This window comes from Rhodopseudomonas sp. B29, assembly GCF_000333455.1.
In the GTDB taxonomy this organism is placed as follows: domain Bacteria; phylum Pseudomonadota; class Alphaproteobacteria; order Rhizobiales; family Xanthobacteraceae; genus Rhodopseudomonas.
The window spans coordinates 1-4602 of sequence record NZ_BADD01000502.1; the positions used below are offsets into that span (position 1 = coordinate 1).

Annotated in this window: 3 protein-coding genes and 3 pseudogenes; 3 read left to right on the forward strand and 3 right to left on the reverse strand. The window is 66.4% G+C overall.

The features are described 5' to 3' along the window. Window positions 1-15: 15 nt before the first annotated feature. Window positions 16-390, reverse strand: a pseudogene (locus I5M_RS17790) (cytochrome ubiquinol oxidase subunit I); the annotation flags it as partial. 2 nt (window positions 391-392) lie between these two features. Here I5M_RS17790 and I5M_RS31480 point away from each other — a divergent pair. After that, window positions 393-518: pseudogene (locus I5M_RS31480) on the forward strand (hydrogenase formation protein HypD); the annotation flags it as partial. On the opposite strand, the pseudogene I5M_RS17795 reads toward I5M_RS31480, so the two are convergent. Together I5M_RS17795 and I5M_RS17800 are read right to left on the reverse strand one after the other, a co-directional pair. After that, window positions 489-1775 (reverse strand): annotated as a pseudogene (locus I5M_RS17795) (AMP-binding protein); the annotation flags it as partial. The pseudogenes I5M_RS31480 and I5M_RS17795 sit on opposite strands and share 30 nt — an antisense overlap. Before the next feature lie 113 nt (window positions 1776-1888). Further along, a complete protein-coding gene (locus tag I5M_RS17800; RefSeq protein ID WP_022722634.1) occupies window positions 1889-3076 on the reverse strand; it encodes a serine hydrolase in 1188 nt (395 codons plus the stop codon). Window positions 3077-3273: 197 nt separating this feature from the next. On the opposite strand from I5M_RS17800, the gene I5M_RS17805 reads away from it, so the two are divergent. Next, on the forward strand, window positions 3274-3600 hold the full coding sequence (locus I5M_RS17805; protein WP_022722635.1) for a hypothetical protein: 327 nt from the start codon (window positions 3274-3276) through the stop codon (window positions 3598-3600). Between the two features lie 104 nt (window positions 3601-3704). After that, the coding region (locus I5M_RS17810; RefSeq protein ID WP_022722636.1) for an aldehyde dehydrogenase family protein at window positions 3705-4602 on the forward strand (898 nt) is incomplete at its 3' end.

A 4602-nucleotide genomic window follows, 5' to 3' on the forward strand; every position in this document is an offset into this window, starting at 1 on the left:
ATGACGTTACGGCCGCGCCGCCAGCGGCGACACCGAGTCGGCGGTGCGCAGCAGGCCGAACACGGTGAACGGCTGCCGCCCGGTCTCGGTGGTGACCCAGCCGGCCAGTACCGCGACGAAACCGGCGGGACCCATCATCAGCGCGTACCAATGCAGCGGCCGGGATTCAGACAGCCGGCCGCGCCAGCGCATCACCAGGCTGAACAGGCCGAGCCCGAGCATCAGAAAGCCGAGCGCCACCATGATGCGGAACGACCAGAAGGTGATCGGCACCGGCGGCCAGTTTTCACGCGGCACGGTGTCGAGCCCGGCCAGCGGCGCATCGAGCGAATGCTTCAGCACCAGCGATGACAGTTTCGGAATCTCGATCGCATAGCGAACCTTGGCGGCGCGTGCGCATGATCCACGGTCCCGGCTGTCCGGTCTGCGTGCTGCCGGCCGGACGCATCGACATGGCGATCCGCCTCGCCGAGCGGCCGGAGATCATTCTCTGCGTCTATCTCGGCCTCGTCCCAATAGCCGAGCATCACGCTGTAGCCGCGGGTGCATAGTTCGCCGCGCTGTCCGCGCGGCACGATGCGGCCTTCGAGATCGACGATCTTGACCTCGACATGCGGATGAATGCGGCCGACCGTCGACACGCGCCGGTCTTCTGGATCGTCGACCGCGCTCTGAAAGCTGACCGGAGAAGTCTCGGTCATACCGTAGGCGATCGTTACTTCGCGCATGTTCATGCGTTCGTTGACGCGGCGCATCACTTCGACCGGGCACGGCGCTCCCGCCATGATGCCGGTTCGCAGCGACGACAGGTCGAACTCGGCGAATTGCGGATGATCGAGTTCGGCGATGAACATCGTCGGCACGCCGTAGAGCGCGGTGCACTTCTCTTTCGATGCGGTCTGCAGCGTCGCCAGCGGATCGAAGCCTTCGCCCGGATACACCATGGTGGCGCCGCAGGTCACGGCGGCCAAATTGCCCATCACCATGCCGAAGCAGTGATACAGCGGCACCGGAATGCAGATGCGATCCGCTTCCGTCAGCTTCATCGCCCGGCCGGTGAAGTAACCGTTGTTGAGGATGTTGTGATGCGTCAGCGTCACGCCCTTCGGCGAGCCGGTGGTACCACTGGTGAACTGGATGTTGACCGGATCGTCGAACTGCAATTCGTCCGCAAGCTGAGCGATCGTCTGGCGATGCCGCTCGCCGCCCATGCGCGCGACTTCGTCGAACGCGATGGTGCCCGGCACCTTCGGGCCGCCGATCTGGATCACGGCCCGCAGCGCCGGCAGCTTGGCGGCGCGGAGCGCGCCGGGCTCGCTCGCGGCCAGTTCCGGCACCAGCGCATTGACCATGCCGATATAGTCGGAGGTCTTGAATGCGGTGGCAGTGACGAGGGCTGCGCAGCCGACCTTTGCGAGCGCGAATTCGAGTTCGCTGAGGCGGTAGGCGGGATTGATGGTGACGAAGATCAGGCCGGCCTTGGCGGCGGCGAATTGCGTCAGGGTCCATTCGGGGCGGTTCATCGACCAGGCGCCGATGCGGTCGCCGCGCTGCAGACCGAGCGCCAGCAGGCCGGCCGCCACCGCATCGACGCGCTCGGCGAATTCCCGCCAGCTCCAGCGGGTGTCGTGGCTCGGCGACACCAGCGCCTCGCGGTCGCCCCAGCGCGTCACGGCAAGATCGAGCGCGCGGCCGATGGTGATGCCGAGCAGCGGCGCGTCGGAGACGCCGCAGACATAACTGGGGGCTTTGCGGCCCGAAACCTGATCGGTCACGTGGTTGTTTCCTCACTGGCCGCCGGCGCGAATGGCCGGCGGGTTAATCTTGATTTGGCCCGATGGTCGCGCGTCCGGCGAGGCTTGTCGAGCCTCACCGGACCGACGGCGCGTCAGGCGGCCTCTTTGCCTGAACCCAGGCTCGCGTAGACGCCGCGCTCGAACGCCGCGAAGGCGCCCAGGCATTTGGCGTCGGCGAACGGCAGCACCTGCATCAGGATGACGCCGCAGACGGCGCGCTGCGGGTCGATCCAGTAATAGGTGTTGGCGAGCCCCGCCCAAGCCAGGCTGCCGGCGCTGCGGCCCTCCGGCGTCGGCTCGGTGTTGATCAGGAAGCTGAGGCCCCACTTCTTGGCCATGCCCGGAAACAGATCGACATCGTTGGTGGCGAAGGCGATCGCCGAACTCATCGGCGTGACGTGAAGTTCGCCGATATGGTTCTGGCTCATCAGCGCCACCGTCTCGGGCTGCAGCACCTGCGCGCCGTTGCCGCGTCCCTGATTCAGCATCATCTGCATGAACCTCACGTAGTCGGGCGCGGTGCCGTACAGGCCACCGCCGCCGGCGTGAAACTCCGGTTCCTGTTCGATCTCGAACGCGATCGGCGTCAGCGCGCCATCGGCCTCGCGGCGGTGCACGCTGACCAGCCGCTCGCGCTGCTGCGGGCCAATCCTGAACGCGGTGTCATTCATGCCGAGCGGCGCGAAGATGTGTTTGCGCAAGTAAGCGTCGAGCCGCATGCCACTCGCCGCCTCGACGACGAGGCCGGCGAAGTCGAGGCTGGTGCCGTATTCCCAGCGGGTGCCGGGGTCGGCCATGATCGGCGTGACGATCGAGGCGCGCTTGCCGCTGCGCGTCGGCGGCAATTCGTGCTGCGTGCGATAGCGCAGCAGATCGGCATTCCACATGTCGTAGCAGAAGCCGGCCGTGTGGGTGAGCAGATGCCGCAGCGTGATCGGCGCGCGCGCCGGGCGCAGCAGCGGCCTGCCGTCGTCGGCGAAACCTTCCAGCACCTGCGGTGCCGATAATTCAGGCACCAGGCCGCCGACCGGATCGTCCAGCCCGAGCCGGCCTTGCTCGACGAGTTGCATCGCCGCAGCGGCGGTGATCGCCTTGGTCATCGAGGCGATCCAGAACACGCTGTCGCGGGTCATCACCTGCGGTTTGGACAGATCGCGGCGGCCGAACGCACCTTCGTACAGCGTCGTGTCTGCGCTGGCGGCGATCGCCACCGCGCCGGGGATATCGCCGCGCTCGCAGGCGAGAAGCAGCGCTTCGTCGATCTGTGCTGCGCCCTGCATCTGTCCTCCCACCGAGCTTCGCCTTGTTGTGGCGATTGTCAGCCGGGCGCAACGCTTCGGCAAGGGTGTTGCAGTTCCTGGTCGCGCCGGCCGGAACGAAATCTGCCCAGGCAAGTTCACGAAGCTGCCACGTTTGATTGAACCTCGGAACGAGTTTCAGAGTCAGACCGTACGCAGCCCTTGCCGCGGAGACCGAAATGACCCCCCGTTGGAGCGACTGGAAGCGCTACCCACAGCCCGGATGCAACGACAACATCGAAGCGCCGATCAGTCCTGGCATCTACGAGGTGCGCTACGCGTCCAGCGGTGCGTTGTACGGCTTCGAGGCTGTCGACAATCTCGCGGTCGCACTGGCGCGGCTGCCGGTGAAACCGAGCCGCTTCGCCGGTCTGTTCCGGCGCAACGCGCCGGCGTTGCCTGAACTCGAATATCGCGTTTGCGCGACGGCGTCGCGCGCGCACGCCCGCACCGCTGCGGAGCGCATGATCAGCCTGCGTAGCACCTGGATCAGCGGCGCCGCTTGAGCGGCGGGATCACGCATAGCGGAGGTTCGCGAACGCAGCGTGCACGGCGGTTCGATCCCGCCTATATATCCCCGGCATTCCCATAAGCCTGCCGGAGGAAACCGATGTCGCCGACAACCGCAACCGCTCGCACGTCCCAAACCGCGCCGTCTCTGCGCGACCGGCTGAAGAACCCGGGCCTGCTGCGCGAACAGTCCTTTGTCGACGGCGCCTGGACCGGCACGGGCTCCATCGCGGTCACCAACCCGGCGACCGGCAGCGAAATCGGCCGCATCCCGAATGGCGGTGCCGCTGAGGCGACCGCGGCAGTGGAAGCCGCCGAGCGCGCCTTTCCGGCCTGGGCCAAGCTCACCGCCAAGCAGCGCTCCAACATTCTGCGCAAATGGTTCGAGCTGATCATCGCCAATCGCGAGGATCTGGCACTCATCCTCACCACCGAACAGGGCAAGCCGCTCGCCGAAGCGCTCGGCGAGGTCGATATCGGCGGCGCCTATATCGAGTTCTTCGCCGAGGAAGCGCGCCGCGTCTACGGAGAGACAATTCCGACCCAGCGCGCCGACGCGCGGCTGATCGCGATCAAGCAGCCGATCGGCGTCTGCGCCGCGATCACGCCGTGGAATTTCCCGAACTCGATGATCACCCGCAAAGTGTCGCCGGCGCTCGCCGCCGGTTGCACCGTGGTGCTGAAGCCCGCCGAAGAAACGCCGTTCTCGGCGCTGGCGCTCGCCGTCCTGGCAGAACAGGCCGGCATCCCGAAAGGCGTGTTCAACATCGTCACCGGCGATGCGCCGCCGATCGGCAAGGTGTTCTGCGAACATCCGGCGGTGAAATTCGTCGGCTTCACCGGCTCCACTGAAGTGGGCAAGATCCTGTATCGGCAATCCGCCGGCACGGTGAAGAAGCTCGGTCTCGAGCTCGGCGGTAACGCGCCGTTCATCGTGTTCGACGATGCCGACATCGACGCCGCGGTCGAGGGCGCCATGGTGTCGAAGTATCGCAACA

Bases quoted from the DNA above. Each gene is read 5' to 3' on its own strand.
- I5M_RS17805 (WP_022722635.1), top strand. From the start codon at position 3,274: ATGACCCCCCGTTGGAGCGACTGGAAGCGCTACCCACAGCCCGGATGC.
- I5M_RS17800 (WP_022722634.1), bottom strand. From the start codon at position 3,076: ATGCAGGGCGCAGCACAGATCGACGAAGCGCTGCTTCTCGCCTGCGAG.